Genomic DNA, 26,980 nt, shown 5'->3' on the forward strand with positions numbered 1-26,980 from the left:
GTTCCGCGCACGGTGCGCATGGTTGTATCCAGAGTTCCATTTGCTGAGCAAGTTAGGTCGTACTCAAGCGCGCCGAACTACTTCACCATCGAATGGCCGAGCAGTTCGGCGCGGGCGTTATCGTCGGCGCTGTGATGATCCGGCATTGCTATTGTCGCGTTTCCAGCAACAGTGATTTCATGGTTTAGGTATTTACCCTGGCTTTAGCCCCTCCTAGACTGCGTTCATGGGTTACAGACAAGCGTGTCTGTCGCGCCACATAAAACAATCTCTGGAGGTAGTCATCATGAAATCGCTCATCAAAGCTGTCGCTGTTGCACTCGTTCTCGCCGCTCCGGTCGCATCGTTCGCGCAATCGAACGGACCCGTCACGCGCGCCCAGGTTCGTGCTGAGCTTGTCCAGCTTGAAAAGGCCGGTTATACACCCGCCGTCGGTAAGGATCCGCATTACCCGGCGGATATCCAGGTAGCTGAAGCACGCGTAGCTGCCCAAAATGGTAACGCGCAAACCAGCGGCTATGGTTCGGCGACTAGCGGCGCGTCGCAGTCGGGTAGCCGCGCGGAAACGACGGTGAGCTCGTACTCGGCGCCGGTGGTCTACATCGGTCACTAATCGATACCGATGTGAACGTCGACGCATCATGCGTTGACTAGATTCACGTCAACACGAAACAGGCTCGCTCTCACGGAGGACGCGGGCCTGTTTTGTCATTATCGGTACTCCTCCGTCGTCGGAGTCCCGGCGGCTTCGCCCGGCTTTTCCTGTCCGGGCGTTTTTTCACGTCGACTATCGTCCGCCGTGCCGTGCTTCTTTTGAAAGCATGTACAGGGTCGGCGGGGCCAGCCGGCGCTTAGTAGTGACAGCGCGTCTCCCAGTGATGGTGGACACGGACCTTGTGACACACGCGGTCGTGATCAGAGGCGATTGCCGGCGCAATCGAGTAAAGCGTGACGGCCGTTGCAGCAAGCGCAAGGATGCATTTCCTCACGAGGTTGTTCTCTGTTCAGGGTGAACAGACGTCAGGAGGGGCGGGCGCTCCTCATCGCATGGGAGTGAAATGATCTTTTGCGGCTCTGGTGCTGGCGTGTCTTGCTGCATGACTCGGCTGTCACCAAAGCAGACGGTCGAATGCCGGTGCTTCTCCTGCTCTAATTGTGTCGCGGGGCCGAAATGATTGGTGCCTATGACGAACACAGCGAGCACACCGAGTCCTGCGACTACTGAAAGATCACGAGAGATTTTCATTTTCCACCGCGCAAAAGACACGTGATGGAACGTTAATCTCACTTGCTTGGTGGAATATTTAACTATTGCAAAATCGGCCTGAGATTCCTGCGACGGTAGGTTTGCGCGCGATCGGTCAGCCACGCTGTTGAGTGCCGATGCGCGCGACAACAAAGCCCCGCAGCGAAAGGCGTGCAGGGCTTTTGGGGGAAAACTTGGGAGACGCTGGGCAGCGAGTTGGTCCCCCCGACAGGAATCGAACCTGTATCTAGCGCTTAGGAGGCACTTGTTCTATCCATTGAACTACGGGGAGATAGACTCTTTAGTGGGGTGGACCGAAACCTTTTCAATCAGGCTCTTTGCCTTGCCCCGTGGGCGTTTCCGGCTTTTCTGCCTCTTCCTAAATGAAGCGCCGTGACATGCTGTGAAGTCTAGTTTATCGCCGTCCCTGCTACACCTTTTGCTACAAAACGACCCTGTAGCGTCACGAAAGTGATCTGGCACTGCTACAGTTTCTGAGACGGGGAAAACCATGGCTTCAATCCTGCCAGTAGGCAGTCGCTGGCGTGCCCAAGTACGCAAGCGAGGGCAGAGTATAGCAAAAACGTTCAAAACGAAAGGTGCTGCCGAGGCTTGGGCGCGGGAAAAGGAAGTCGAGATCGACAAGGGCTAGAACGCCGGCGATGCAGTGACCGTGACGGTCAGTGACTTGGTGAAAAAGTACCGCGAGGCGCGGGCTGAATCGGATCGGCCAGTCAGACCGAAATCGAACGAGGACTATATCTTGCTGCGACTGCAGGATGCGATCTGCTACGCGTCGCGATGCAGTGCGCGTTTCGCCATGGCGAACTGTTTAACCTGCGATGGGACGATATCGGCGCCGAGAATCACCTTGCGTTGGTTCGCGATCGCAAACTGAAGGTTATGGCGTTCCGTTTCCATATTCCGAATACGTTGAGATGGCTGCTCGACTGCGATCGTTGATGGGCAGGGCAATCGTGAGCCTGAACGATCACCCGATGATCCGGCAGGCGTTTGATGGCTTCTACATGGAGACCGTCGACATCAAATACACGGTGGGTGGCGGCGGGAAGGAAGCGTCGAGGAAGGAGGTGATTATTTTCAGCTGGAACGATACGGCGCAGCCGGCCAGCCTTTTCTGATCTGTTCGACAGTTGGAGCCCATGGTCGGGGGATTCTTTCAATGAAGGCTTTCATCCTACGAATGATAAAGTGCTGTCGAACTTAATCTCCGTGAGGACATTATGCCGAATGAATCAAAGCGCCTGAGCCCCGCTGGCTGGGCGGATTTGCGCCGTCGGGAAGGTGCCGTGATGAACTACTACAACGATGTAGCGAACAACTGCACCTACGGAGTAGGCACACTCGCCCACCTCGGGCTCTGCTCCGCCGAAGAGCTGCAACGCCCCGTGTCGATCGCGCAGGTCAACGCGCAACTCGCCACAAAGGTCCGACTCACCGAACAGATCGTTCGAAGCAACGTGCGAAACCACGAACTCACACGGGATCAGTTCGATGCGCTGGTGAGCTTCGCCTATAACTCCGGCGAAAGCGGATCGCGCGACACATTTGTTGCCGCTAACAGCGGCAACGATGCGCTGATCGCAAGCAACATGGCACTTTGCGTCTATGTGCACCCTCGCGACGCACAGGGACACCGCCTGCCACCGCGTCGCGTGAATGGGCTTGTGAACCGCCGCCGCGAAGAGGCTGCGCCATCCAAGCAGGGTGTCCGGTGAAGCGCGCGCTGCTGGTACTTGCACTCGCGTGCTCGTCGGCATTTGCTGATGCCCCTGATCCCGCTGATGTAATCTCGCAGCAGAGCGGACTGCCGGCGAGCGAGGTGCAAGGCATGCTCGCGAACTGTGACGCGAACCAGACAAGCCTGAACTTCTGCGCATGGCGCGACAGGGTGGTTGCCGAGCAGAAGCTGCAGGACGTCGTCGAAGAGAAGGCCGCAAAATCACCGGGCTGCAAAGCGCGCTTGGAACACAAAATCGCCGCGTGGAAGAACCGCCGAGATGCAAGTTGCAAGAAATCTGCCGAGGCGGAAAACGGAGGTGGTTCCGTCGTACCGATGGAAATTGCCGCCTGCCAGGCGGCAGAGACCGACCGCATGACGAAGGTCATCGGATCGATTCGCCGATGCGATTGACCGTCAAGCCGACGCATTTTCGGGTGCTGTAGTACCAAGAAAAAGCATTTGGCGCGAGCGCCCCGCATGCCGGCCGGAAGTTGGTGATCGGCGACAAATATGCTTGTAAAAGCGCAGCTGAATGAAGGACTCAGTCAACGCCGCGGCCTTTGTTCGCCGTTACTAAGTGCCCGGTTATCGACCGCTAGGGAAGCTTGAAATGGGAGCGGGTTCTGCCGCACTGAGACGGTCGTCATTCGTCTCAGTGCGGCCAGTTACCGACATTCGCTTGCCGACAACGGATGTCCGCGGTTCTACCGCAATCCGGACGTTCTCCATCGGCAAAAGGACACCCGCTCGTCGGCCATTGCGGCCCCACAGGCCGCGAGTAGGCGATCCGGCTTTGAACGCCTTCCTACCCCGATCAGGTGCCACGCCATGCGTGCGAGCGTGTCCAGTAGGGGGCGATGAGCGCCTCCCCCTCCACACCTTCCCGACCAGCTACAACGCGTGGGACATCCCATGTGTCAGGGCATGCGCCAACACGCGCAGCTCATCGAACTGTGTCGCCAACTCGAAACTAAGCACGAACGCGGCGCCATAAAACACGCCGGGATAGCGCTGCGCGAACGCCAGTATCGGTGCGGCGATGCGCGTGCGTATCGCCCTGGCGTTCATCACGCATGCGATGCCGATGCCGAGCGCCGCACCGGCCAGCACGTCCGTCGGGTAGTGCAAGCCGAGATAGATGCGGGGCAGGCCGATCAGCACCACGGCGTGGAACAGCGCGTAGATCCCCACGGGCCGCGAGGCGAGGAAAATGCCCATAGCGACCGCGCACCAGAGCATGGAGTGATCGCTCGGAAACGCACTCCACGTTCGCAGCACCGGCTCCTCCACGTTGGCCTCCGGATAGAACGCACGCAACGCCGGTTCATACATCGGCCGCAGGCGAAACGGCAGGTAGTGCGCAAGCAGGCAGCCGGCCGCCAGCGCGACGAGGCCGCTCGCGATGGCGATCACGACGAGTTCGCGATGGTGTCGCCGGACGGCCTCGCCGTCAGGACCTTCCGCACGTTCGGGCCTGAACCAGACCCACCACAGCAGTGCAACCAACACCACGCCCTTGGGCAGTACGCGACCCACCAGAGACCTTCAGTTTTCCCGAAAGCGGTCACTGCCATCGGTGCCTGCTCGACAGAGTGTGGCACCGATGGCATCTGAACAACGCTGAGGAACCATAGCTTCGCTAAGCCCCAAATTGCTCAATCGCAAAATCCAGAAAGCTCCGCAGCTTGGGCGTCACTCGGCGATCGTGGACATATAGAACGTGCAATGGCCGCGAAGGAGCCTGATAACCCGGAAGCACGACAACCAGATTGCCACGATCGAGCTCGCCCTTCGCCAGTTCCACGGGTTGAAGCATGACACCGACGCCCGCCACTGCGGCCGCTAGTAGCACCTCTCCGTGGTCGGCCATAAACCGACCCGACACCTGAACAGAGACTCGCCCCTCGGGGCCATCAAACGTCCACTCCGATCTTAGCGACGTGTGCATAAACCCAAGACACTCGTGATACTGGAGGTCAGCGGGAGTCGTTATGCGCGGGTTCGCGGCAAGGTACGACGGCGCAGCGCACAGCACCAACTGGTATGGAGCCAGGGGCTGAGCAATCAGGCCGCTATCGCCCAACTCCCCAATCCTGAACACCGCGTCATAACCCTCGTCAATCAGGTCAACGGCTCTATTTGAAAGAGTCAGGTCAACTGCGACCTGCGGGAAGGCCTTAAGGTAATTCGGCAACTTCGGCGCCAGGGTGTGCACACCGAAGCTAACCGGAGCATTTACCTTCAGGCGACCGGTCGGCACCGCGCGGGTTTCAGCAACGAGATTTTCAGCCGCCTCGACCTCCGCCAGGATGATCTTGGCGCGTTCGTAGAACGCCCGTCCGACATCGGTCAGACTTTGCCGACGCGTCGTTCTGTTCAGCAAGCGCACACCCAGGCTCTGTTCGAGCAACTGGACGTGCTTCCCGACCAGTTGCGGCGACATCTGAAGCGCGTCCCCGGCCGCTGAGAACGAGCCCAGCTCGACTGCTTTCGTAAAAACGCTCATACCGGTCAAGCGATCCATTCAAAACATCCTGTTGTGAATGTCCAAAGATATCACGCATTTATCTCGATGAATTTTCAATCTAGACTTGTTCAAGACGTCGTAAGCACTCCCAACGCGGCACATACGCGACGCGCCGCAGCCTGCTCTACGTCCCGTTTAGCAGCGCACATGAACCACGCCGTTGCGGACGGCGGCACTCACTTACAAGGCTCAAACCATGACCGCCGAATCGAACAAACTCTTGATGTCTCGCTTTCTCGAATTCATCAACACAGCCAACGAGGTACTCGCCGACGAGCTTATTGCTGCCGACGCAATCTTCCACGTCCCTGGCCGCCCTGACCCGTTGACGGGACCGCGCGGGTATATGGAAATCATTGGCATGATGCGTTCCGGCTTCCCCGACATTCAATGGACGCTCGAAGAAGTGATCGCGGAGGACGACAAGATTGCTGCACGGTTCATCATGCGCGGTACTCACCAAGCCACCTTCTTTGGCGTGCCTGCGAGCGGAAAGAAGATTCAGGTTCAAGCCATGAACTTCTATCGCTTTTCCAGCGGGAAAATTGTCGAAGAGCGCGGGCAACCTGATCTACTCGCCCTCTTGCAGCAAATCGGTGCGGTTCCACGCTGAGCGGAAGATAGTAGCGCCCGGCGTATGCACGGCCAGTCGGGACGACCATGCATATGCACCCTTTTTCGCGAGTTGGATAGCCGAAGAGACGAGCCACTACGGAACCGCGAATACCGCAACCCGTTCTCTCTGAATGGCCACCGGTAGCGAACATCCATTACGCGGGTCGACCTTCGCCTATATGGGTACGGTTTCCCATACGATCGTGCTCACACAAATTGCCGACGATCTTGGCGACAGTGCCGAAGGTCCCCTTTTGGCCGAACCCTGTCCCACGACGAGGGGCTCAGCGCGACCCACAAGAGGCTAAGGCGACTTGGAGAAAGGCAACGGCGTGCGCGGCGAGGCGGTGTATGTCATCGCTGGCGAGCGTGTGTTCGGCTTGCGCGATCAATGGTACGTCGTCGTAGACGACTGCAGCTTCGTCAGCGCGCCGCGTTTGAATCGGAACCAGCCTTGCGAGCTTTGCATCACAACTTCATCGCCTTGCCAGAACACGCGCTTGACCGTCATGCGCTTACCCGAGCGCTGCACAAATGGCGGATGGTCGCGAAAGTCGTACAGCACCGGGCCGGAATCGGTCTGCGTCTCCGACGATGGAGCACGACCCACAATCGTCTCTTGGGAACATTGTCGTCAATTTTGATCGACACGTCGAAGGTCTGCAATGGGCCGTTCTGGGACGAACCGGTGCTCGGCAGCAATGCGGTTGCGCGATTGTGTGGGGATATGTCTGAGTGGTTTTGAGTTTGCCACGGTTTTGCTATAGCAGTGGCTAGAGGCCATAGCTGACAAGGCTTGCGCTTGTCATTCCACCCCCTGAATACGGGGAGAGGACCGAACTGAAATCATCGCTTCAATCCTGCCGGCGGACAAGGTCCGCGAGGATCGGGCGAGTCCAAATTCGCCAGCGTGCGCAGAGTATATCGAACACGCCCGAGCGGGAGGAGGGCAGCGAAGCCCCACTCCACAAAGCAAACGGCCCAGCAGGCATCACCCGCCGGACCGTCCAGACCGCCTGACGTGCTGCACCCCAACGGTGCATCACCGGCTCAATCCAGCGAAATCAGAACTCCACCACCGCAAACTCCGCCTTGCTCACATCGCACAGCGGGCAGCGCCAGTCGTCGGGAATCGCGGCGAAACGCGTGCCTGGCGCGATGCCTTCTTCGGGCAGGCCTTCTTCCTCGTTGTAGATCCAGCCGCAAATCAGGCAGACCCAGCTCTTGTATTCAGTCACTTCAATTACTTCACTCACGACGCACTCTTTCTCGGTTCAATACAACAATCCGCCCGTTGTGCCCCTTTTTGGGGCGGTGGCGGCAACCCACAATAGTACCGGAATTTGCCAAACGGACCTCCGGATACGATGTCGCAGCGCCGCAAAGTGCCCGCTGAAACGTCCGGCATCGCGCCGCGAATCGCTTCACGCACTCGGTGTATGCTCTGAGCCGCTGCCTGTCTCGAAACCGTTCATGCCAGACGCATGACCCCCTTGGCGATGGCCGGCGCCCAGCGCATCATGCCGCCACGGCCGTCCGGCACGCAGCGCATCAAGCCGCTTTCCTCAAAGGAGAAAACGATGTTTAAAAACAAATGGTTGACCGGTGCCGTGCTAGCCGGGTTGCTCGCCGCATCGGGCGTGGCGCAGGCCGAAGGCGTGTCGTTCGTGCAGCCGAAGGACGGCGCAACAGTCAGCAATCCGGTGCACGCGGTGTTCGGCGTCGACGGCATGAAGATCGCGCCGGCCGGCACGATGACCGAGGGCACGGGCCATCATCATCTGTTGATCGACGGCAAGCCGCTTCCCAAAGGACAAGTCATTCCGGCCGACGACCATTCGCTCCACTTCGGCAAAGGCCAGACCGAAACCGATCTGACGTTGCCGCCGGGCGACCACACGCTGACGCTGCAATTCGGCGACGGTGTGCACCGTTCGTACGGCCCGGAATGGAGCCAAACCATCACGGTTCACGTGAAGTAATCGTTTCGTACGACGCCGCCAGGCGTGCAAGCACCGTCCGGCAGCGTTCCTGCGCTCAGTATTCGTTCTGCAAGCCGGCCATTTGGCCTATCTCGTCCGGCATACAGGCAGCCGCCCGTGCGCCCGGTACAATGAGCAGTTCCGACTCATCGCTGTTTTCTCCAATTCTCCATGTCGCTTTACACCATTACCGGCGCCCAACTGGCGTTCGGTCACGTCGCGTTGCTCGATCACGCGGATTTCTCTCTCGAAGCGGGCGAACGCGTCGGGCTGATCGGCCGCAATGGCGCGGGCAAGTCGTCGCTGCTGAAGATCGTTGCCGAGCTGACCAAGCCGGATGACGGTCTTGTCACGCGCCAGCAGAATCTCACCACCGTCTATGTGCCGCAGGAGCCGGAGTTCGATACGGACGACACGGTGTTCGAGGCGGTCGCCGCCGGCCTGACGCACGCTCGCGCGCTGCTGGATGAATACGACGCGGTCGCCAATCAGCTCGCTGACGAGCCGGAAGGCCCGGCGCATGACGAGTTGATGTCGCGCATGAACACGCTGCAATCGGCGCTTGACCATTCGGACGCCTGGAACTGGAGCACGCGCGTCGCCACCACGCTGCAGCAGATCGGTCTGAACGGCGAAGCGCGGGTCGGCTCGCTGTCAGGCGGCATGCAAAAGCGCGTCGCGCTGGCGCGCGCGCTGGTCGTGCAGCCGGACGTGCTGCTGCTCGACGAGCCGACCAACCACCTGGACTTCGACGGCATTCGCTGGCTCGAAGAGCTGCTGGTCTCGCTGCGCGCGGGTCTGCTCTTTATTACCCACGATCGCGCGTTTCTCGACCGTGTCGCCACGCGTATCGTCGAACTGGATCGCGGGCGTCTGCTGTCGTATCCGGGCAATTTCAGCGCCTATCAGACCAGGAAGGCGCAGCAGCTTGAAGTCGAGCAAGTCGAAGCGGCCAAGTTCGACAAGCTGCTCGCACAGGAAGAAGTGTGGATTCGCAAGGGCGTGGAAGCGCGCCGTACGCGCAGCGTCGGCCGGATCGCGCGGCTCGTGCAGATGCGCAACGAGCGCGCCGAGCGCCGCAACGTGCAGGGCAACGTCAAGCTCGACGTCGGGCAGGGCGAGAAGTCCGGCAAGATCGTCGCGGAATTGACCGATGTGACCAAGCGCTACGGTGCGCGCACGGTGGTCGACAACTTCACGGCCACGGTGATGCGCGGCGACAAGATCGGCTTTGTCGGGCCGAACGGCGCGGGCAAGACCACGCTGCTGAAGATGATCCTCGGCGAATTGCCGCCGGACGAAGGCACGGTGCGTGTCGGCACCAATTTGCAGGTGGCGTACTTCGACCAGATGCGTGCGCAGCTGGATCTGGAAAAGAGCCTTGCCGACACGATCAGCCCGGGCAGCGAGTGGGTCGAAGTCAACGGCCAGAAGAAACACGTGATGAGCTATCTCGGCGACTTCCTGTTCGCGCCGGAGCGTGCCCGTTCGCCGGTCAAGTCGCTGTCGGGCGGCGAGCGCAACCGCTTGTTGCTGGCGCGTCTGTTCGCGCGGCCGGCCAACGTGCTGGTGCTCGACGAACCGACCAACGACCTCGACATCCCCACGCTTGAACTGCTCGAAGAACTGCTCACCGAATACGACGGCACCGTGCTGCTGGTCAGCCACGATCGCGCGTTTCTGGATAACGTCGCGACTTCGGTGATCGCGTCGGAAGGCGGGGGCAAGTGGCGCGAGTATGTCGGCGGCTTTACCGACTGGCAGATTCAGCGCGACCGCTCGCAGCAGATGGCGCAGGAAGCGCAAAAAGAAGCCGCGAAGGAAGTGGCGGCGAAAGACGGCGGAGCGGGCCGCAACACGCAGCGCACCGCCAAGCTGTCGTTCAAGGATCAGCGCGAACTCGAGGCGCTGCCGGCGAAAATCGCCGCGCTCGAAGCCGAGCAGAAAACCATCGGCGCGCAACTCGAAGATGGTTCGGTCTTCGCGAAAGACCCACAGGAAGGCACGCGTCTGACCGAGCGCTACGCCGCGATTGACGAAGAATTGCTGATCGCGCTGGAACGTTGGGACGAGCTGGAAAACAAGCGCAAATGAGGCGCGAGGGCGGCGTCGGCTCGGGTCACAGTCGTGTCACATCCAGGTCATATGCGGGTCTCGAAAAGAGACCACACCTGAGCGCCGCCTCTTATCCGAACGGCCAATCCCGCACGTCGTGAATTGCCGCCGGTATCGAAATCAGTAAAATACCCCGCGAACGGGCTTCCCCCCCGGCGTTCGCACCGGCGCTGACGTAGCCGGGCTGTACAGCCGGCATCGAGCGGCCGTCGAGCGCGCCGAAGGGAAGCGAGGCGACAAAACAGCTTGCCCGCTCCGCGGGCACCCCACCTAACCCCGTTGTTTCGTTTCGCTTTTTTTGAAAACTCAACGCATTGTCCACGGACCTGTCCACAGGACCTGTGGACAACGATGAACCGACGGACCCGAGTCAACCATGTCTACGAAAAAGCCAAACGCCGCGTATAGCGAAGCGTCGATCAAGGTGTTGAAGGGCCTGGAGCCGGTCAAGCAACGGCCCGGGATGTACACCCGCACCGAGAATCCGCTGCACATCATTCAGGAAGTCATCGACAACGCGTCGGACGAGGCCCTCGGCGGCCACGGCCGGCAAATCACGGTCACGCTGCACGCGGACCATTCGGTCTCGGTCGAAGACGACGGCCGCGGCATTCCATTCGGCCTGCATCCGGAAGAAGGCGTGCCGGTCGTCGAGATCGTGTTCACGCGCCTGCACGCGGGCGGCAAGTTCGATAAAGCCGCCGGCGGCGCGTACACGTTTTCGGGCGGGTTGCACGGCGTCGGCGTGTCGGTCACCAACGCGCTGTCCACGCGCCTCGACGTCACTGTCTGGCGCGAAGGCAAAGTCGCCGAGTTGAGTTTCGCCAATGGCGACGTCGCCAAGCAACTCGAAGTGCGGCCCGCCGCGCGTAGCGACAAGAAGTCCGGCACGCGCGTCACCGCGTGGGCCAATCCGAAATACTTCGATTCGCCGAACCTGCCGCTCGGCGAATTGCAACGTCTGCTGCGCTCGAAAGCGGTGCTGCTGCCGGGCGTCGAAGTCACGTTGATCAACGAGAAAACCGGCGAGCAGCAAAGCTGGAAATACGAAGACGGTTTGCGCGGCTATCTGCTAGAAGGCATGAACGGCAGCGATCTGCTGATTCCTCTTTTTGAAGGCGAGCGTTATGTAGAAAACTCGCGCACCAGCGAAGAGACGTTCGCGGAAGGCGAGGGCGCTACATGGGTCGTCGCGTGGAGCGAAGAAGGTCCGCTTATGCGCGAGTCGTACGTCAATCTGATTCCGACGCCTGCGGGTGGCACGCATGAATCCGGCTTGCGCGACGGTTTGTTCCAGGCGGTGAAGAGCTTCGTCGAGTTGCATAACCTGCAACCGAAGGGCGTCAAGCTGCTCGCCGAAGACGTGTTCGCGCGCGTGTCGTTCGTGCTGTCGGCGAAGGTACTCGATCCGCAGTTCCAAGGGCAGATCAAGGAACGCCTCAATAGCCGCGATGCGGTGAAGCTGGTGTCGTCGTTCGCGCGCCCGGCGCTTGAACTCTGGTTGAATCAGCACGTCGAGCACGGCAAGAAACTCGCCGATCTCGTCATCAAGCAGGCGCAAGCACGTACCCGTGCCGGGCAAAAAGTCGAGAAGCGCAAGAGCTCGGGCGTGGCCGTCCTGCCGGGCAAGCTGACCGATTGCGAATCGACGGAAATCGGCCGCAACGAGTTGTTCCTGGTCGAGGGCGATTCGGCGGGCGGCTCGGCGAAGATGGGCCGCGACAAGGAATATCAGGCGATCCTGCCGCTGCGCGGCAAGGTGCTGAACACGTGGGAAACCGAGCGCGACCGTCTGTTCGCGAACAACGAAGTGCACGACATTTCGGTGGCGATCGGTGTCGATCCGCATAGCCCGGACGACAAGGTCGATCTGTCGAATCTGCGTTACGGCAAGATCTGTATCTTGTCGGACGCCGACGTGGACGGTTCGCACATCCAGGTGCTGTTGCTCACGCTGTTCTTCAAGCACTTCCCGCAACTGATCGAGCGCGGTCACGTGTGTGTTGCGCGTCCGCCGCTGTTCCGGGTCGATGCGCCCGCGCGCGGCAAGAAACCGGCGCAGAAACTTTACGCGCTTGACGAAGGCGAACTCGAAGCGATCCTCGACAAGCTGCGCAAAGACGGTGTGCGCGAAACACAGTGGTCCATCAGCCGCTTCAAAGGCCTCGGCGAAATGAGCGCGGAGCAACTGTGGGACACCACGATGAACCCGGACACGCGGCGCCTGACGCCAGTGGCGCTCGGCGAACTCGACTACGACGCCACGGTGGCGCGCATGACGATGCTGATGGGCAAGGGCGAAGCAGCGTCGCGGCGCAGCTGGCTGGAAGAAAAGGGCAACGAAGTGGAAGCGGACATCTGAGCGCGCTGGTAGCGCCTCAGTTCGCCAAGCAACTTCACGCCAAACACGGATACGGAATCTAGATGGACGACGATAACACTCTCGACCTTTTCACCGAGCCACCGCCGCCGGAAGGCGACTTTCTGACGCTCGGCAACTACGCGGAACGCCAGTACCTCGACTATGCGGTGAGCGTGGTCAAGGGCCGCGCGCTGCCTGATGTGTGCGACGGCCAGAAGCCGGTGCAGCGCCGCATCCTGTTCGCGATGAACGAGATGGGCCTCGGCGACAACGCGCAGCCAGTCAAGTCGGCACGCGTGGTCGGCGATGTGCTCGGTAAGTATCACCCGCACGGCGACCAGTCGGCGTACGACGCACTCGTGCGCCTCGCGCAAGACTTTTCGATGCGCTATCCGCTGATCGACGGCCAGGGCAACTTCGGTTCTCGCGACGGCGACGGCGCAGCGGCAATGCGCTACACCGAAGCTCGCCTCACGCCGATCGCGAAGCTGCTGCTCGACGAAATCGACCAGGGCACGGTCGACTTCATGAAGAACTACGACGGCAAGGAGGATGAGCCGAAGCAGCTGCCCGCGCGCTTGCCGTTCGCGTTGCTGAACGGCGCTTCAGGCATCGCGGTGGGTCTTGCAACAGAAATCCCCTCGCACAACCTGCGCGAAGTTGCAGCAGCCGCGGTGGCGATGATCCGCAATCCGAAGATCCAGCATGCCGAACTGATGCAGCACATCTCGGGTCCGGATTTCCCGGGCGGTGGTCAGATCATTTCGAGCGAAGCGGAAATTTCTGCTGCATACGAAAGCGGTCGCGGCAGTCTGAAGGTGCGCGCACGCTGGAAGATCGAGGATCTCGCGCGCGGCCAGTGGCAACTCGTCATCAGCGAACTGCCACCGAATACGTCCGCGCAGAAGGTACTCGAAGAAATCGAAGAGCAGACCAATCCGAAGATCAAGCTCGGCAAGAAAGCGCTCACGCCCGAACAGTTGCAGACCAAGCAGACCATGCTTGCGCTGCTCGACGCCGTGCGCGACGAATCGGGCCGGGACGCGCCGGTGCGTCTGGTATTCGAGCCGAAGTCGAGCCGCATCGATCAAACCGAGTTCGTCAATTCGCTGCTCGCGCATACGAGCCTCGAATCGAATGCCTCGCTCAATCTGGTGATGGTCGGCGGCGACGGCAGGCCGCGTCAGAAGGGCTTGAGCGAAATCCTGCACGAGTGGATCGCGTTCCGCTTCGCGACGGTCACGCGCCGCACGCGCCATCGTTTGATGAAGGTCGACGACCGGATTCACATCCTCGAAGGCCGGATGATCGTCTTTTTGAATATCGACGAAGTCATCCGCATCATTCGCGAGTCGGACGAACCGAAGGTCGCGTTGATGGCCGCGTTCGGCTTGTCCGACCGCCAGGCCGAGGACATTCTTGAAATCCGCTTGCGTCAGTTGGCGCGGCTCGAGAAGATCAAGATCGAGAAGGAACTGTCCGAATTGCGCGACGAGAAGGCCAAGCTCGAAGAACTGCTCGGCAGTGAATCGGCGATGAAGCGTCTGCTCATCAAGGAAATCGAAGGCGACGCGAAGCAATACGGCGACGAGCGCCGCACGCTGATCCAGCAGGAAAAGCGCGCAACCTTCGAAGCGCGCGTGGTCGACGAACCGGTCACGGTGGTGGTGTCGCAGAAGGGCTGGGTGCGTGCGCTGAAGGGCCACGGGCTGGACACGGCAGGCTTCACGTTCAAGGCGGGCGACGGGCTCTATGCGGCATTCCAGTGTCGCACGCCGGATACGCTGGTCGCGTGGGGCAGCAATGGCCGGGTCTATTCGGTTGCCGTTGCAATGTTGCCGGGCGGGCGCGGTGACGGCGTGCCGGTCACGTCGCTGATCGAACTCGAGTCGGGCAGTCATTTGATGCATTACTACGCGGCGTCGGCTGAACAGGCGCTGCTGCTCGCGTCGAGCAACGGCTTTGGCTTTATCGCCAAGGTCGGCGATATGGTGAGCCGCGTGAAGGCCGGCAAGTCGTTCATGACGATCGACGCGGGCGCCGCGCCGCTCGCGCCGATGCCGATGCTGCCGGATGCGACGCATATCGCGTGTCTGTCCTCGGGTGGGCGTTTGCTGGTGTTCGGCCTCGACGAGATGAAGACGCTGTCGGGCGGTGGACGCGGCGTCACGCTGATGGCGCTCGACGACAACGAAACGTTGGTGCAGGCGCTGGCGATCAACAATGCGGGTGTCGTGTTGATCGGCACACGTCGTGGCGGCCGCGTCGACGAAGAGAAACTGAGCGGCGCCGCACTCGCACCGCATATCGGCAAGCGGGCGCGCAAGGGGCGTGCGCCTGAGAGCAAGATGAAGCTCGACGGTATGCGTCCGGTATTGGCCGCTTAACCAGGACGCAAACGTAGGAACGCGGCGCGCGCCTGAGCTTGAGTCGCACTTCAAGCGCGCCGTGTGCAGTAAAAATTCGGGGTGTAGCGCCGTCGCGGAAGCGGGCGCGCTGCAACAACAACTACAAAGATTGTCAGGAAAGCCGCCGGTGCATGGAACTGCGTGTACAGTGCGCGGTCGAACGCGCTCAATAGCCGCTGCTAATATCATTCGTAATAAGCGGCGTGGCGTCGTCGGGAGAGGAAAACAACATGAACAAAGCTATCGAACTCGCGCTCTTTCTGCATTTGCTTGCCGTCGCCGTATGGGTCGGCGGAATGGTGTTCGCGCATTTCTGTTTGCGTCCGGCGATTGCCGATCTTTCACCGCAACTGCGCTTGCCGCTGTGGGAGTCGGTGTTCAGCCGCTTCTTCAATTGGGTCGCCGCGGCCGTGCTGGTGATTCTGCTCACCGGCGGTTTTCTGCTGATGCAATTCGGCGGCGGTCACGCCATGTGGCCGTTGCATGCGATGGCCGGCCTCGGCATCGTGATGATGCTGATCTTCGGACATATCCGCTTCGCTGTGTTCCCGCGCATTCGCCGTGCGGTGCAGGCGCAGAAATGGCCGGATGGCGCGCAGGCGGTCGGCACGATCCGCCGTCTGGTGCTCGTCAATATCGTGCTGGGTGTCGTGACGATCGGTGTTGCGGTGCTGTCGCGCGGGTTCTGAAGCCCGCCTTATAAGGCCCCGGCTTTGTGAAGCCACGGTTGTGAAGCGCGGGCCGGCAAAGCCTACGGTATGGCGCCGTAGGCAAGCCACAGCCCGCACGCCGCGGCGACTGTTCCGTACACCACGTACACCGGCAGCTTGAGCTTCGCAAAGCACATGCCGGAGAACAGCGCGGTCAACAGATACTCCGGTTTGAGCGGCACATGAGCCGCAATGCGCAGCACGGCTACCACGAGAAATGCGGTCGTCACCGCGCGCAAGATCCGCATGCCATGCTCGAAACGCGGATTGGCCTTCAACTGATGCAGATGGCGCTGCGCCAGCACCACGAGACAACCCGACGGCACAAATAGCGCGAGCGTGGCAATCAGCGCGCCCGGCCAACCATCCACCAGGTAGCCGAAGAACGGCACCACATTCAGCAGCGGTCCGGGCGACAACGGCGATAGCGAAAACGCCAGCGTAAATTCGTTATCCGACACGCCGATCGCCGGCGTGACGAACAGCGTCTTGAGCACCGGCAATGCCGAGAAGCCGCCGCCGAACAGCGTCATGCCCGCGCCCGCCAGACGCGGCCACAGCAGCGCCAGTTCATAGCGATTCGGCAGCGGCAACGCAAACAACACCAGCAACATGCACAGAGCGGCCAGCAATTGCCAGTCGCCGCGCGCGATCGACACGACAATGCGCGTATTGCGAGCCGGGCTAACCAGCCAGCCGGCGCCGAACGCCGCGCCGAGCATCACCACATAGGCGGCAGGACTGCGCGCGTAGAAGAGCGCTACGCAGCCGAGCGCCGCCGCGGTCCATTCGAGCTTGCCGCGCACCAGCGCGCGCATCTGTTTATACCAGGTGATCGCGATCAGCGTGGCCAGCACCACGCTGAAGTGATTGAGCAAGGTCTGCGAAGCGGCGGCGCGCATGACCGGCGTGCGGTAGAAGATCGCGAACAGCGTCATCAGCATGAAGAAGGGCAGCACGCTCGCGACGCCCGCCACCCAGGCACCGGCGCGTCCACGCAACGCATGTCCAACTTGCACGGCGACATTGCAGCCGACCGGCCCGGGCACCATCCAGGCGAGCGCGATCAGATCGGAAAATGCCACTCGTGAGAGCCGGCCTTCACGTTCGACGTAGTGGTTCTCGAGCTGGGCCATGAGCGCGAGACCACCCCACGACAGCGCCGACAGACCGAACACGACCCGGAACAGCGTCCATAGCGGTTCCCGTTTCCCTCGTCTGGCGGCATCCTGGCTCGTGATTGTCTGCATGGCGCTGCGGGCGCCCGGCACGCGCCCACCCTCTGGGGTCATTGTTATGTCGGCGTCGGTGCGGCCGGTGTGCCGGCATCGCGCTGTGTCGCAGTACAGAGTGAATGTAGCCGGTTTTGTGGTGGTGCGCCTAACATGAGCGGCTTGTAACCGTTCGTGCCAGGCGTTTATCCGGCCGCAACCGAGTCTGGGTCAGCTGTTCGTGCTTGTGCTGGGCACGCTGCTGGTGCTGTCGATTTCATGCGTAGCGTGGCGCTCCACGATGCCGCACACGCCGAAGCGTTCGAGCAACGCCGGAATGGCGTCCACTGGAACCGGACGCGAGAACAGGAAACCCTGCGCCTCGATATGACCGAGCGCGGCCAGCCAGGCAATCTGCTCTTCGGTCTCGGTGCCTTCGACCACCACCGTGAGTCCGAGCGAGCGCGCCAGATTGACGATCGCGGTGACCATCACGCAGACGCTGCGATCGCCCGGAATCGCCTGGACGAAAGAACGATCCACCTTCAGCGTATCGACCGAGAAGCGATTCAGATACGACAGCGACGAATAGCCGGTGCCGAAATCGTCGAGCGCGATACGCACGCCGAGGCGCTTCAACGCGAAGATCTTCTCCGAGACGAGTTCGGGATACTCCATCATCGCCGTCTCGGTGATTTCGAGCTCGAGGCGGCGGGCGGAAATGCCGGTTTCCTCGATCGCGTGCGAGACGGTTTCATACAGGTCGCCGCGCCAGAACTGCACCGCCGAGATGTTCACCGCCAGCGACAGCGTGTCGTATCCCTGCTGCTGCCACAGCGCCAGCTGACGGCAGGCGGTCTCGATCACGAAATCGCCGATCGGCACGATCAGGCCGGTCGATTCGGCGACCGGAATGAATTCGTTGGCCGGAATCAAGCCATGCTGCGGATGATTCCAGCGCACCAGCGCTTCGAAACCGGTAATGCAGCGGCGCGTCAGATCGATCTTGGGCTGATAGGCGAGGAACAGCTGCCCTTCGGCGAGCGCGACGCGCAATTGCTGTTCCCACTTCATCAAATGATCCGCGCGATGCGACAGTTGCGGCGAATAGAACTGGTAGCAGTTCTTGCCCGCGTCTTTCGCGCTGTACATCGCGAGGTCGGCTTTTTTCAGTAGGTCGATCTCGCTCTCGTTGGCCACCGAATAGAGCGCGATGCCGATGCTCGCGTGCAGCACGAACGAACTGCCGCGTACTTCGAAAGGCTTGTCGAACGCTTCCGCCGCAGCTTCGGCGAGCGCCACGGCGCGCTTCTCGACGTCGTCGCCCTTGATCACGACGACGAACTCGTCGCCGCCGATCCGGCTCAACGCGCCGCCGTCGTTGACTGCGGCGGCGAGGCGCGACGCCGTCATTTGCAGCACGATGTCGCCAGCGTTGTGGCCGAGCGTGTCGTTGACGGTCTTGAAGTTGTCGAGGTCGATGAAGAGAATCGCGAGGCGTCCGAGATTGGCCGGCTGCGCCACGTCGTGCCGCAGGCTCTGCAAGGTCGCGTAGCGATTGCGCAAGCCGGTCAGCAGATCGTATTCGACCAGATGCGTCATCTCGCGTTCGCGGCCGAGCAGCTTGCCGATCAAGCCGGTCGCGACGGCGAAGAAACTCAGCATCGCCAGCGAGATGAAGCCCGCCATCAGCAGATAGACGTTGCGTGTGTGGTTGTAGTCGGCGAACTCCTCGGCTTGCGACAGGCCGACCAGCACGCCGAGTGGATAGCCGTCGATATGCCGGTACGACACGATACGCGTGACGTTGTCGATCGAATCGACATAGGTGCCCGACACATGCTCGGAGGTCGGATACGAGCCGCTTGCCGAGAACGCGCCGTTGGCGTTTTCGGCGCTGCCGGTACGCCGTGCGAGCACGCCGCCGCTGTCCGAGATCACCGCGATCACGCCTTCGCGGCCGATTGCCGCGTTGTTGTAGAAGTCGCTGGTGAAATAGCTGGGGTCTTCGGAGACCACCACGACGCCCGCGAACGAGCCGTCCGGATGATTCAGACGCCGCGTCATCTGCAGCGTCCAGTGGCCGGACACACGGCCGAGCACTGGCTTGCTGATAAACAGCTGATCGTCGTTTTCGTGTTCGTGGACCTTGAAGTGCTCACGGTCGGACAGATCGATACGCTTGGGGTTCAGCTCGGCCGTGTTGGCGATCAGCGTGCCGTGCTCGTCGATCAGCGACACCTGCACCAGTGTCTCGCTCTGCACCACGCCTTTTTCCACCGTGCTGGCGAGATCGAAATGATTCGGGGTTTTCTCGAACTCGTATTTGACGAAGCGGGTAATCTGATCGACCTGGTGAATCGCCTTGACCGTGTGCTGCTCTAACGCCGCGGAGAGAATCGCAGCAGAGGCCATCGCCTCACGGTAAGTGGCTTCTTTCTCGACCGATAGTCGCGCGAAGATCACGGTCCAAAGCAGGATCAGCACCAGCACGCCAAGCGCGGGAATCGCGAGCAAAGAGCGGCGGCGCGACACGGCGGGGTCGCGGCGAGGTTTGGCTTCGCGCTGGTCGGAGAAGCGGTATTGGCTCATCTGGCGGCCCGTGCCCTGGTGCTGGCCGGCTGCAACTGCGCGAGCATTGACTGCGCTGATTTCATGAGTGGCTGCATGGTGACCAAGGTGCCGGTACTGCTGCGCAGGGGAAGGGAGCGTGGCGTCGTGCCTGACCATCCGCAGATCGTTGGGTACGTTTCGATATTACTTAATGCCACTGGATTAAGGAAGGGTCCGCGCATCGGGTATACGCGGGCGCGGGCAGGCATGCTGGCCAGCTCGATTCGCAGGCCGCGCGGTCGGCCGTGGGGCAGAGGTGGGACGGACGTTTTCGAGGGTTTCATCGGGAATCGGTGTTCAGGTGTGCCAGGCCTCTGACAGGTCTCTTGTCATGCATAGCGCATTAATTGGAGGCAATGCGGGGCAATGCGGCAATTTGTGGCGGGGCGTGGCTGGAAAGGGCGATGTGCCGCTTGCCGCATCGGTGAGTCACCGCCTGCAAAGGATGCGCCAGCATGCCACGCGCCGGTCACGGCAACCTGAATGTGCCGTCGACGATCGTCACCGAGGGGCCGCCGATCCACGTTTTGCCGGCTGCATCGTCGTAGCGCACCGAGACGTTGCCTGCGCGACCCAGCGCGGTGCCCTGGCGGGCGGCGCAGCGAATGCCCATGCCGGCGCATCCTGATCGGCCTCGCCGCTCAGCCTGGCCAGTTCGACGAGACCCACGCCGCATTGCTGCACCAGCCTGCCGGCCTGCTTCGGCTGGTAGCCGCTTTCGAGCAGCGCATGCGCGGTGCCGAGCGTCGGATGGCTGGCGAACGGTAATTCGCCCTGCGTCGTGAAGATGCGCACGCGATAGTCGGCGGCCGGATCGGTCGGCTTCAGCAGGAAGGTTGTTTCGGAGAGATTGGTCCAGTGCGCGATGGCCTGCATCTGATTCGCATCGAGCGCGTCGGCATCGAACACGACCGCGAGCGGATTGCCCTTGAACGGCACCGACGTGAACACGTCGACTTGTTTAAAACGAACAGTGTTGGCGAGCATCGGCGGGTCCGGCGAATCCAGCAGGTTGGCGTGGTTGGCGGATTCTATCCGGTGGTGAGAGATCGATCTACCTTGCCACAAATGCGAAACGCGCCGCGAGTGATCGACACCTCGCGACGCGTTTAGTACAACGTGTGCCGGCCAGGCCGGCAGCCCGTCTTATTCGACTTCGGCAATCATCTCGATCTCGACGCATGCGCCGAGCGGAATCTGCGCCACGCCGAACGCCGAGCGCGCATGCTTGCCACGCTCGCCGAACACATCGGCGATCAGTTCGGACGCGCCGTTGGTCACCAGATGCTGCTCGGTGAACTCGAGCGTCGAGTTGACGAGGCTCATCAGCTTGACGATGCGCGTGACGCGATTCAGATCGCCCACATGCGCGTGCAGGGTGGCGAGCAGGTCGATCGCGATCGAACGCGCGGCCGCCTTGCCTTCTTCGGTGGTGAGCGTGGCGCCGAGCTTGCCGGCCCACACCTTGCCGTCCTTCTTCGCGATGTGGCCGGACAGGTACACCGTGTTGCCGCTTTGCGCGCTCATCACATAAGCGGCGGCCGGAGCGCCCGCGCCCGGCAGTTCGATGCCCAGTTCCTTGAGCTTGTCGTAAACATTCGTTTGAGCCATATCGTGTCCTTGGTCGGTAGTGAAAATTCGGTGACGGGGGCGGGACGGGCGAAGGCCGCTTAAACCTTCGCTCGAATCAGCGCCGCGAGACGCGCTACGCCTTCGTCGATCCTGGCCGGCGGCACCGTGACGAACGACAGACGCAGTGTATTGTGCTGCGCTTCGTCCGCGAAGAACGGACCGCCCGGCACGAACGCGACATTCTGCGCGACGGCCTCTTCGAGCAGCTTCATGCTGTCGATCTGCGCGGGCAGATTCACCCACACGAACATGCCGCCTTCCGGACGGTTCCAGCTCACGCCTTCGGGCATATAGCGTTCGAGCGAGGCAAGCATCGCCGCGCATTGATCGCGATACAGCGCGCGGATGGTCGGCACGTGCGTGTCGAGGAAACCGTCCTTGACCACTTCATACACGATGCGCTGCGTGAAGCTCGGCGTGTGCAGATCGGTGGCCTGCTTGGCCTGCACGAGCTTGAAAATCAGTTCTTCGGGCGCAATGATGTAGCCGACCCGCAGGCCCGGCGCCAGCACCTTCGAGAACGAGCCCAGGTGGACGATGTGATCCGGCGACATCGACAGCATGGTGGGCAGCGGTTCGCCCGCGTAGTCGAGTGCGCCGTACGGATCGTCCTCGATCACCGGGAACGGTGCGGTCTTCGCAAACGCGGCGAGAGCGCGGCGGCGTTCGACCGGCAGGCGGCGGCCAGTCGGATTCTGAAAATTCGGCTGTGCATACAACAGGCGCGCGCCGGCGGTCAGCTCGGGCGTGAGCGCTTCGGGAATCAGGCCTTGCTCGTCGGTCGGCACTTGCACATAGCGCGGCTCGTACATCGAGAACGATTGCAGTGCGCCGAGGTAGGTCGGGGTTTCGACCAGCACCGGGCTGTCCGGGCACACCAGCACTTTGCCGAGGAGGTCGAGCGCCTGTTGCGAGCCGGTCGTGATCAGCACCTGGGTGGGGCGAATCTGCGCGCCGTTCACCGAATAGCGCTGTGCAATCCATTCACGCAGCGGCAGATAGCCTTCGGTCGCGCTGTATTGCAACGCCGCAGCGGGCGCGTCGCGCAGAATGCGGTCGGACGCTTCGCGCATGCGCTCGGCGGGGAAGGTGGCCGGCGACGGCAAACCGCCCGCGAATGAAATGACTTCCGGCCGCTCCGTGACCTTCAGGATCTCGCGGATCGCGGAGCTCGTGAGCTTGCGCGCGCGTTCGGACAGTTGCCACGTGGGGGCTTTCAAGTCGCTTTGGTCCATGGTCTCCTCGTCTGGTGTGTCTGGAACCGGTCAAAACTTCCATTATCGCGCGAGTCGGCGACCCGCGCGCGCTGCTTATTTAAGGGTCCGTAGACCGTCGGGCGTTTCAAACTCGGCGGTGAGCGCCGCTGCGCCTTCCGTCGGCTCCAGCGCAATCAGGTGCGCCGCGCCCAGCCACTGCAATTGCGCCGCTATCGCGTCAGCCTGCGGATGGACAGCTTTCAGCGTTTTCAGCGCCAGGCCCGTCTCCGGCAATACCGCCGACGGATGCCGCGGCGTGTCCCACTGAATCAGCGACGGCAGTACGCCGTCGCCCGCGCCTTGCCAGGCGGGAAATGCACCGTCGTCGGGCACGGACAGGCTCCACGTGAAATCGCCGCGCGTCATCGGCACGATCGGCGCGATGCGCTGCGGATACTGCGTTTGCCACGTCGCGAGGCGTTTCGGCCGTTCGACGCGTGCGACCCAATGCGACAGATACGGCCCTTTTTCGAGCCGCGCTTGGGTCGCCGGGTCGTCGAGGGCGAACAGCCGTGCGCGCGTCGCGCCGCCGTCCGCCGGCGCGACGGCCTGCGGATCGATCGCGATCACCTCCAGATACACGCCGTCCCACAGGTTCAGCAGGCGGTTGTGCGTGCGCATCAGCGGATGCGCGCCGCCGCCGGCCGGTGCGACGCCGAGCGTGTCGGCGACGTACTGCGTGCCCTCGTCGAGGGTACGGGCGGAAATCACGAGGTGATCGAGACGAAGCAAATGAGCGGTCATGGCGGATCGAAGAAACGGTTTCTGCGGTGAACCGGAGCGTGCGCCGAGTGTGGCGGCGACGTGGCCGGGGTCGTAAGCATAACCGTTCGCCGGATCGGCAGGCGAGGCCGGCCGCGGCGAGGATTGCGCCGGTATCTTCAATTCGTGGCTCGGCGCCGTGTCGGGCGCCTCCATGATCCGCTGCGTGTCTCAAATGTAGCGGCGGCGACCGGCACAGTAACGGTACAATCAATTCGATACTGTTCGGTACAGTTGGAGCCCGTTATGTCCGTCCCGCTTGCCCAGATTCCCGCCCCGCACGATACGGCGTCGCTGACGCTGGTCGAACAGCTTGTCCAGTGGGCGCGCCGCCGCATCGAGGAGCGGGTGTTCCGCCCGGGCATGCGCATGCCGTCGATCCGCAAGCTGGCGCTCGACAAGGGCGTGTCGCGCTTCACGGTGGTCGAAGCGTATGAACGGCTGGTGGCGCAAGGCTACCTGGAGTCGCGGCGCGGCTCGGGCTTCTATGTGCGCGAGCGGCTCGGCGGCGCAGCCTCGGGCGAGGTCCACGCGATCGCCGAAGCCGCGCCCGCGCCGGCCACGATCGACGTCGTCTGGTTGCTGCGCAATATGCTGCATACGGGCGCGCGCCCCGAGCGCAGTCCGGGGCTGGGCTACCTGCCGGGCCGCTGGCTCGACGGCGATCTGATCACCAACGCGCTGCGCACGCTTGGCCGGCAAAGCGGCGCGCAGATGCTCGGGATCGGCACGCCGCTGGGTTTTTTGCCGCTGCGCCAGCAGTTGCAGACGCGGCTGGAGGAGCTGGAAATCGGCGCGTCGCCCGAGCAGATCGTGATGGTCTCCGGCATTACCCAGGCGATCGACCTGATTTCGCGCATTTACGTCAAGCCGGGCGATGCGGTGATCGTCGGCGATCCGGCCTGGTTTCAGATGTTCGGACGCTTTGCGTCGCAAGGCGCACGGCTGGTCGGCATGCCGTATACGCCGGACGGTCCCGACCTCGACGCGCTCGAATCGCTGGTGCAGACGTGGCGGCCGAAAATGCTGGTGATCAATTCGGTGCTGCAGAACCCCACCGGCACCTCGCTCACGGCCGCGCAGGCGTTCCGCATCCTGCGACTTGCCGAAGCCTACGACTTCATCGTGGTCGAAGACGACATTTACGGCGATCTGTGTCCGCCGAGCTATCCGGGCACGCGCCTCGCGAGCCTCGACCAGTTGAAGCGCGTGATCTACCTCGGCAGCTTTTCGAAGACGCTCGCGCCCAATCTGCGGGTGGGTTTCATCGCCTGCGCGCCGGAAGTGGCCACGGCCGTCAGCGATCAGAAAATGCTGGTCGGCATGACGAGCCCGGAACTGAACGAGCGCGTGCTCTACAAGATTCTCACCGAAGGCCATTACCGTCGACATGTCGAGCGGCTGCGCGCGCGGCTGGACGGCGTACGAGAAAAGTCCGTGCGGATGATCGAGAAGACCGGCATGAAGCTGTTTTTGACGCCTACGGCGGGCATGTTCCTGTGGGCCGACACCGGCGTCGACGCGGACGCGCTGGCGGCCGCCGGCCATGAAGACGGCTTTCTGCTGACGCCTGGGAGCCTCTTTTCGCCGCACCAATCGCCGACCACGTGGATGCGCTTCAATATCGCCAACTGCGGCGATCCGGAGCTGTCGGCGTTCCTGTGCCGCTATCTCGACAGCGTCGCGCGGCGCGCCTCTTGAAACTGCGCCGGATCGTCCCCAGCTAGGCGGACAATCCGGCGCTCCGGCGCTCCGGCGCTCCGGCGCTCCGGCGCTCCGGCGGGCGCGGCCCGCCAGCCGTCCAGCGTCACGCCTGACTTGAACCCCATTCGCAACAGAGAGGAAGTCCGACCATGGCACAAGAAACCATGAGCTTTCAGGCAGAAGTGAAACAGCTTCTGCACCTGATGATCCATTCGCTGTACAGCAACAAGGAAATCTTTCTGCGCGAGCTGATTTCGAACGCGTCCGACGCGGCCGACAAGCTGCGCTTCGAAGCGATCGAAAATAGCGCGCTGTACGAAAACGATCCGAATCTGCGGATTCGCGTGTCGTACGACAAGGCCGCGCGCACCGTCATCATCGACGACAACGGCATCGGCATGAGCCGCGACGAGACGATCTCGCATCTCGGCACGATCGCGCGTTCGGGCACCAAGGAGTTTTTCGGCAAACTCTCCGGCGACCAGCAGAAAGATGCGGCGCTGATCGGCCAGTTCGGCGTGGGCTTCTACTCGGGCTTCATCGTCGCCGATCGCATTACGGTCGAAACGCGCCGTGCCGGTTTGCCGGCGTCCGAAGGCGTGCGCTGGGAAAGCGCGGGCGAGGGCGATTTTGCCGTGGAGACGATCGAGCGCGCCCAACGCGGCACGACGATCACGCTGCATCTGCGCGCCGATGAAGACGACCTGCTGTCGTTGCATCGTCTGAAGTCGATCATCCAGAAGTATTCGGATCATGTCGCGCTGCCGATCCTGATGCAGAAGGAAGAGTGGGACGCGGAAAAGAGCGAGATGGTCACGAAGGACGAGGACGAGACCGTCAACCAGGCCAGCGCGCTGTGGACCCGTTCGAAGAACGACATCACCGAAGATCAGTACAAGCAGTTCTACCAGCATCTCGCGCACGATCATCAGGACCCGCTGAGGTGGACGCATAACCGCGTCGAAGGCCGCAGCGAGTACACGCAACTGCTGTATGTGCCCACCCACGCGCCGTTCGACATGTGGAATCGCGATCATCGTGGCGGCCTGAAGCTGTACGTGAAGCGCGTGTTCATCATGGACGACGCCGAGCAACTGCTGCCCGCATATCTGCGCTTCGTGAAGGGCGTGGTCGATTCGAGCGATCTGCCGCTGAACGTATCGCGTGAAATCCTGCAGGAAAGCCGCGACGTGAAGGCGATCCGCGAAGGCGTGACCAAGCGTTCGCTGTCGATGCTGGAAGAATTGGCCAACTCCGAGAACGACGCCGACAAGGAAAAGTACGCCGGTTTCTGGAAGGAATTCGGCCAGGTGCTGAAGGAAGGCATCGGCGAGGATTTCGCCAATCGCGAGCGCGTCGCCAAGCTGGTGCGCTTTGCGTCGACGCATACGGATTCGCCCGAGCAAACCGTTTCGCTCGCCGATTACGTCGCACGGATGAAGCCCGAGCAGAGCAAGATCTACTACGTGACGGCCGACACCTGGCAGGCCGCGACCCACAGTCCGCATCTTGAAGTGTTCCGCAAGAAGGGCGTGGAAGTGCTGTTGCTGACCGATCGCGTCGATGAATGGATGCTGTCGTTCCTGAACGAATTCGACGGCAAGCCGTTGCAAAGCGTCGCGCGCGGCGATCTCGATCTGGGTGCGTTGAACGACGAAGAAAAACAGGCGCAGGAAAAGGTCGGCGAAGCGTTCAAGCCGCTCGTCGACAAGATGAAGGAAGCGCTGAAGGACAAGGCGAAGGACGTGCGCCTGACGTTCCGCCTGACTGATTCGCCGTCCTGCCTCGTCGCCGACGACGGCGAAATGAGCGGTTATCTGCAACGTATGCTGAAGGCCGCGGGTCAGCAAGCGCCGTCGTTCCATCCGATTCTCGAAGTGAATCCGGAGCACGCGCTGGTGAAGGGCTTGCATGCGGACAGCGCGAACTTCGACGACTGGTGCCATCTGCTGTTCGATCAGGCCCTGCTCGCCGAAGGCGGCGCGCTGGAAGATCCGGCGAGCTTCGTGAAGCGGACTAACGCGTTGTTGCTCGCGCGTGCGGGATGAACTCGCGAGTTGAGTTTGCGAGTTGAGTTTGACTAAGCGTCGCGT

At 61.9% G+C, this 26,980-nt stretch carries 20 protein-coding genes, 1 tRNA gene and 3 pseudogenes; 12 read left to right on the top strand and 12 right to left on the bottom strand.

Annotated elements, in window-relative coordinates:
* The first annotated feature begins 286 nt into the window (after positions 1–286).
* The gene (locus AC3WOG_RS05165) at positions 287–613 is read left to right on the top strand and encodes a DUF4148 domain-containing protein (protein WP_492576995.1); all 327 of its coding nucleotides are present in this window, start codon (positions 287–289) and stop codon (positions 611–613) included.
* An 850-nt stretch (positions 614–1,463) separates the two neighbouring features.
* Here the strand turns inward: AC3WOG_RS05165 and AC3WOG_RS05170 are convergent.
* A tRNA-Arg gene (locus AC3WOG_RS05170) sits at positions 1,464–1,538 on the bottom strand.
* Positions 1,539–2,136: 598 nt separating this feature from the next.
* Here AC3WOG_RS05170 and AC3WOG_RS05175 point away from each other — a divergent pair.
* From AC3WOG_RS05175 to AC3WOG_RS05185, 3 genes and pseudogenes are all read left to right on the top strand, one after another.
* A pseudogene (locus AC3WOG_RS05175) lies at positions 2,137–2,388 on the top strand (DNA adenine methylase); the annotation flags it as partial.
* A 102-nt stretch (positions 2,389–2,490) separates the two neighbouring features.
* On the top strand, positions 2,491–2,985 hold the full coding sequence (locus AC3WOG_RS05180; RefSeq protein ID WP_492576997.1) for a glycoside hydrolase family protein: 495 nt from the start codon (positions 2,491–2,493) through the stop codon (positions 2,983–2,985).
* Positions 2,982–3,401 carry a lysozyme inhibitor LprI family protein gene (locus AC3WOG_RS05185; protein ID WP_492576998.1) on the top strand — a complete coding sequence of 140 codons (420 nt, stop codon included), beginning with the start codon at positions 2,982–2,984 and terminating at the stop codon, positions 3,399–3,401. The genes AC3WOG_RS05180 and AC3WOG_RS05185 overlap by 4 nt, the downstream gene beginning before the upstream one ends.
* 480 nt (positions 3,402–3,881) lie before the next feature.
* On the opposite strand, the gene AC3WOG_RS05190 is transcribed toward AC3WOG_RS05185, so the two are convergent.
* Both AC3WOG_RS05190 and AC3WOG_RS05195 read right to left on the bottom strand, forming a co-directional pair.
* Positions 3,882–4,526 (bottom strand): phosphatase PAP2 family protein, encoded by a 645-nt coding sequence (locus AC3WOG_RS05190; protein WP_492577000.1) that lies wholly within the window; start codon positions 4,524–4,526, stop codon positions 3,882–3,884.
* 103 nt (positions 4,527–4,629) lie between these two features.
* Positions 4,630–5,514, bottom strand: coding sequence for a LysR family transcriptional regulator (locus AC3WOG_RS05195; protein WP_492577002.1), 885 nt, complete (start codon positions 5,512–5,514; stop codon positions 4,630–4,632).
* Between the two features lie 199 nt (positions 5,515–5,713).
* Here AC3WOG_RS05195 and AC3WOG_RS05200 point away from each other — a divergent pair, with 199 nt between their 5' ends.
* On the top strand, positions 5,714–6,130 hold the full coding sequence (locus tag AC3WOG_RS05200) for an ester cyclase (RefSeq protein WP_492577004.1): 417 nt from the start codon (positions 5,714–5,716) through the stop codon (positions 6,128–6,130).
* Positions 6,131–6,520: 390 nt separating this feature from the next.
* On the opposite strand, the pseudogene AC3WOG_RS05205 reads toward AC3WOG_RS05200, so the two are convergent.
* Positions 6,521–6,715 (bottom strand): annotated as a pseudogene (locus AC3WOG_RS05205) (hypothetical protein); the annotation flags it as partial.
* Positions 6,716–7,196: 481 nt separating this feature from the next.
* Positions 7,197–7,388 (bottom strand): rubredoxin, encoded by a 192-nt coding sequence (locus tag AC3WOG_RS05210; protein WP_028196839.1) that lies wholly within the window; start codon positions 7,386–7,388, stop codon positions 7,197–7,199.
* A 324-nt stretch (positions 7,389–7,712) separates the two neighbouring features.
* On the opposite strand from AC3WOG_RS05210, the gene AC3WOG_RS05215 reads away from it, so the two are divergent.
* Positions 7,713–8,114, top strand: coding sequence for a DUF4399 domain-containing protein (locus AC3WOG_RS05215; protein WP_492577006.1), 402 nt, complete (start codon positions 7,713–7,715; stop codon positions 8,112–8,114).
* Positions 8,115–8,285: 171 nt separating this feature from the next.
* Positions 8,286–10,208, top strand: coding sequence for an ATP-binding cassette domain-containing protein (locus AC3WOG_RS05220; protein ID WP_492577008.1), 1,923 nt, complete (start codon positions 8,286–8,288; stop codon positions 10,206–10,208).
* A 91-nt stretch (positions 10,209–10,299) separates the two neighbouring features.
* Here AC3WOG_RS05220 and AC3WOG_RS05225 read toward each other — a convergent pair whose 3' ends face one another.
* Positions 10,300–10,551 (bottom strand): hypothetical protein, encoded by a 252-nt coding sequence (locus AC3WOG_RS05225; RefSeq protein ID WP_492577009.1) that lies wholly within the window; start codon positions 10,549–10,551, stop codon positions 10,300–10,302.
* 54 nt (positions 10,552–10,605) lie between these two features.
* On the opposite strand from AC3WOG_RS05225, the gene AC3WOG_RS05230 reads away from it, so the two are divergent.
* The 3 genes from AC3WOG_RS05230 (at position 10,606) to AC3WOG_RS05240 (ending at position 15,688) form a co-directional block, all read left to right on the top strand.
* A complete protein-coding gene (locus AC3WOG_RS05230; RefSeq protein WP_492577010.1) occupies positions 10,606–12,591 on the top strand; it encodes a DNA topoisomerase IV subunit B in 1,986 nt (661 codons plus the stop codon).
* A 62-nt stretch (positions 12,592–12,653) separates the two neighbouring features.
* Positions 12,654–14,978 (top strand): DNA topoisomerase IV subunit A, encoded by a 2,325-nt coding sequence (parC, locus tag AC3WOG_RS05235; RefSeq protein WP_492577011.1) that lies wholly within the window; start codon positions 12,654–12,656, stop codon positions 14,976–14,978.
* Positions 14,979–15,229: 251 nt separating this feature from the next.
* Positions 15,230–15,688, top strand: a complete 459-nt coding sequence (locus AC3WOG_RS05240) for a CopD family protein (protein ID WP_492577012.1) — start codon at positions 15,230–15,232, stop codon at positions 15,686–15,688.
* Positions 15,689–15,750: 62 nt separating this feature from the next.
* On the opposite strand, the gene AC3WOG_RS05245 is transcribed toward AC3WOG_RS05240, so the two are convergent.
* The 6 genes and pseudogenes from AC3WOG_RS05245 to AC3WOG_RS05270 all read right to left on the bottom strand — a co-directional run bounded on the left by AC3WOG_RS05245 (position 15,751) and on the right by AC3WOG_RS05270 (position 23,165).
* Positions 15,751–16,959, bottom strand: a complete 1,209-nt coding sequence (locus tag AC3WOG_RS05245) for a chromate transporter (RefSeq protein ID WP_492579721.1) — start codon at positions 16,957–16,959, stop codon at positions 15,751–15,753.
* A gap of 192 nt (positions 16,960–17,151) precedes the next feature.
* Positions 17,152–19,512, bottom strand: coding sequence for a bifunctional diguanylate cyclase/phosphodiesterase (locus AC3WOG_RS05250; protein ID WP_492579722.1), 2,361 nt, complete (start codon positions 19,510–19,512; stop codon positions 17,152–17,154).
* Positions 19,513–20,118: 606 nt separating this feature from the next.
* Positions 20,119–20,520 (bottom strand): annotated as a pseudogene (locus tag AC3WOG_RS05255) (PhzF family phenazine biosynthesis protein); the annotation flags it as partial.
* A 159-nt stretch (positions 20,521–20,679) separates the two neighbouring features.
* Positions 20,680–21,144 carry a RidA family protein gene (locus AC3WOG_RS05260; protein WP_492577013.1) on the bottom strand — a complete coding sequence of 155 codons (465 nt, stop codon included), beginning with the start codon at positions 21,142–21,144 and terminating at the stop codon, positions 20,680–20,682.
* Positions 21,145–21,203: 59 nt separating this feature from the next.
* Positions 21,204–22,400: an aminotransferase-like domain-containing protein gene (locus AC3WOG_RS05265; protein ID WP_492577014.1), complete on the bottom strand. Its 1,197-nt coding sequence runs from the start codon at positions 22,398–22,400 to the stop codon at positions 21,204–21,206.
* 75 nt (positions 22,401–22,475) lie between these two features.
* Positions 22,476–23,165, bottom strand: a complete 690-nt coding sequence (locus AC3WOG_RS05270; RefSeq protein WP_492579723.1) for a VOC family protein — start codon at positions 23,163–23,165, stop codon at positions 22,476–22,478.
* Between the two features lie 264 nt (positions 23,166–23,429).
* Here AC3WOG_RS05270 and AC3WOG_RS05275 point away from each other — a divergent pair, with 264 nt between their 5' ends.
* Positions 23,430–24,884, top strand: coding sequence for an aminotransferase-like domain-containing protein (locus AC3WOG_RS05275; RefSeq protein WP_492577015.1), 1,455 nt, complete (start codon positions 23,430–23,432; stop codon positions 24,882–24,884).
* A gap of 152 nt (positions 24,885–25,036) precedes the next feature.
* A complete protein-coding gene (gene htpG / locus AC3WOG_RS05280) occupies positions 25,037–26,935 on the top strand; it encodes a molecular chaperone HtpG (protein WP_492577016.1) in 1,899 nt (632 codons plus the stop codon).
* Positions 26,936–26,980: the final 45 nt, after the last annotated feature.

This window comes from Paraburkholderia sp. FW306-02-B (genome assembly GCF_058782725.1).

Coding starts and splice junctions, on each gene's coding strand:
- AC3WOG_RS05245 (WP_492579721.1), bottom strand. CDS start 16,959: ATGCAGACAATCACGAGCCAGGATGCCGCCAGACGAGGGAAACGGGAA.
- AC3WOG_RS05260 (WP_492577013.1), bottom strand. CDS start 21,144: ATGGCTCAAACGAATGTTTACGACAAGCTCAAGGAACTGGGCATCGAA.
- AC3WOG_RS05270 (WP_492579723.1), bottom strand. CDS start 23,165: ATGACCGCTCATTTGCTTCGTCTCGATCACCTCGTGATTTCCGCCCGT.
- AC3WOG_RS05200 (WP_492577004.1), top strand. CDS start 5,714: ATGACCGCCGAATCGAACAAACTCTTGATGTCTCGCTTTCTCGAATTC.
- AC3WOG_RS05240 (WP_492577012.1), top strand. CDS start 15,230: ATGAACAAAGCTATCGAACTCGCGCTCTTTCTGCATTTGCTTGCCGTC.
- AC3WOG_RS05250 (WP_492579722.1), bottom strand. CDS start 19,512: ATGAGCCAATACCGCTTCTCCGACCAGCGCGAAGCCAAACCTCGCCGC.
- AC3WOG_RS05275 (WP_492577015.1), top strand. CDS start 23,430: ATGTCCGTCCCGCTTGCCCAGATTCCCGCCCCGCACGATACGGCGTCG.
- AC3WOG_RS05215 (WP_492577006.1), top strand. CDS start 7,713: ATGTTTAAAAACAAATGGTTGACCGGTGCCGTGCTAGCCGGGTTGCTC.
- AC3WOG_RS05230 (WP_492577010.1), top strand. CDS start 10,606: ATGTCTACGAAAAAGCCAAACGCCGCGTATAGCGAAGCGTCGATCAAG.
- parC (WP_492577011.1), top strand. CDS start 12,654: ATGGACGACGATAACACTCTCGACCTTTTCACCGAGCCACCGCCGCCG.
- AC3WOG_RS05265 (WP_492577014.1), bottom strand. CDS start 22,400: ATGGACCAAAGCGACTTGAAAGCCCCCACGTGGCAACTGTCCGAACGC.
- AC3WOG_RS05165 (WP_492576995.1), top strand. CDS start 287: ATGAAATCGCTCATCAAAGCTGTCGCTGTTGCACTCGTTCTCGCCGCT.
- AC3WOG_RS05220 (WP_492577008.1), top strand. CDS start 8,286: ATGTCGCTTTACACCATTACCGGCGCCCAACTGGCGTTCGGTCACGTC.
- htpG (WP_492577016.1), top strand. CDS start 25,037: ATGGCACAAGAAACCATGAGCTTTCAGGCAGAAGTGAAACAGCTTCTG.
- AC3WOG_RS05195 (WP_492577002.1), bottom strand. CDS start 5,514: ATGGATCGCTTGACCGGTATGAGCGTTTTTACGAAAGCAGTCGAGCTG.
- AC3WOG_RS05180 (WP_492576997.1), top strand. CDS start 2,491: ATGCCGAATGAATCAAAGCGCCTGAGCCCCGCTGGCTGGGCGGATTTG.